The sequence below is a fragment of the uncultured Candidatus Puniceispirillum sp. genome (assembly GCF_963979125.1).
Lineage (GTDB): Bacteria > Pseudomonadota > Alphaproteobacteria > Puniceispirillales > Puniceispirillaceae > Puniceispirillum.
Genome location: NZ_CAXBVX010000188.1, coordinates 1 through 1,540 on the forward strand (window position 1 = coordinate 1; position 1,540 = coordinate 1,540).

Here is a 1,540-nt window from a genome sequence, read left to right on the forward strand (position 1 = left end):
GGCGCCCGACCGACTGAAATGGGTCACAGTGATCTGCCCCAGCGATCCCGAAGAAGCGGCCCGTGAAATGATCCGCACTCAAAAGATGGGTTCTGTCGGGGTGATGGTTCTCGGGGAATACAACGAAAAGGGACTCGATCACCCGGATTTTGCGATTATTTGGCAGACAGCCAACGATATTGGCATGCCGGTCAATGTGCACCCGGGAACAGGGGCGTTAAAGGCATGGGCGGATTATCCCAGTGTCGCCGCTGATCAGTTCCTGATGTCAGTGGTGCGCGGTTTTAAGACGATTTGTAGCTCAGGCATTCTAGACCGTTATCCTAATGTCAAAGTCTCCTTCCTGGAGACTGGTTGTACATGGGTCGATTTCGCCATCGAGGTGATGGATTTCACCCTCGATAGTATCCGCGAACGTATCAAGCATGATGCGTTGCGGGCTGAGCATATGCCGATCATCGAGCGTGGTTTGCCGAAGATGACGCCAGAGGAATATATCAAAGCCGGACGGATTTTTATCGGTTTTGAGGTCGATGATGATCTGCTGCCCTATATGGTCAACAAATATGGCACCGATTGCTGGGTCTATGCCAGCGATATCCCGCATGCGCATCGCCTGGTAAATTCACCGAAACACGTGCTTAACCGGGACGATGTTCCGGAAGATGCCAAGGCAAAGATCCTGTGGCACGGCACGGCCAAACTCTATGATCTCGATCTGGATGCTGCGAATACCGCTGCAGCCTGACCAACGCGCCTTCAGGGCGCGCAGTCAGGAATTTTGCGGTGATGTGTCGCCTGTTCGTAGGCGTAGGCGAAGTTGATCATATTTGCGTCGTCATAGGGCCGCCCAAGGAAGGTAATGCCACCAGGTAGATTGTCGGTGGTGAAACCTGCGGGTACGACGACAGACGGTACGAATATCAGGAATGTATTGATGTGGGGCGCGCCCCATTGGTCAATATGGGGCGGGTTTATGCCGTCCTTGATCAATGTTGGTTGATGCTCGACTGCTTTATGGACGATGGCATCGAGGTTGTGATCCGCCATCGTCGCCAGGAAACGGGTCATCAGCATGTCACGGGCGTGTAAATATTCGCCAAATTCCTTGCTGGTATCTTCATTTTTCCAGCGCGTGCGCACGCCATGCGCTGTTTCCTGAAACAGAGGTGAAGCCATGATTTCAGCACGCGTCTTGAACGGTGTATTGGCGCCGCCAGCGGCATAATCCGCAAAGGACTGATTTTCCTCGGTGTTGTTTCTGGCGCGCTTGTCCAATAGCTCGTTCATGCCAGGAATTTCGACAGGATCGACAATGGTCGCTCCAGCGTCGGCTAGTTCACCGACGGCGCGATCGAAAAGCGCGGTAATCTTGGCAAAGTCATCTGACTCCGGTTCGGTGCGATGGCCCATCGGCGTCCGCATAATGCCGATCCGTTTGCCCTTCAACGCATCCTTGTCCAATAGATCTGCATAGCTTTCGGGGGCTTTGCCGACACCACGGGCGGTGACGGGGTCTGCCGCGTCATAGCCAACCATG

General features: G+C 54.1%; 2 protein-coding genes. One reads left to right on the forward strand and one right to left on the reverse strand.

The genetic code is table 11. From position 1 onward, the window contains the following. The coding region (locus ABNT28_RS11055) for an amidohydrolase family protein (RefSeq protein ID WP_348721640.1) at nt 1-748 on the forward strand (748 nt) is incomplete at its 5' end. Between the two features lie 11 nt (nt 749-759). Here ABNT28_RS11055 and ABNT28_RS11060 read toward each other — a convergent pair. After that, a partial coding sequence (locus tag ABNT28_RS11060) for an amidase family protein (RefSeq protein WP_348721641.1) occupies nt 760-1,540 on the reverse strand: 781 nt, incomplete at its 5' end.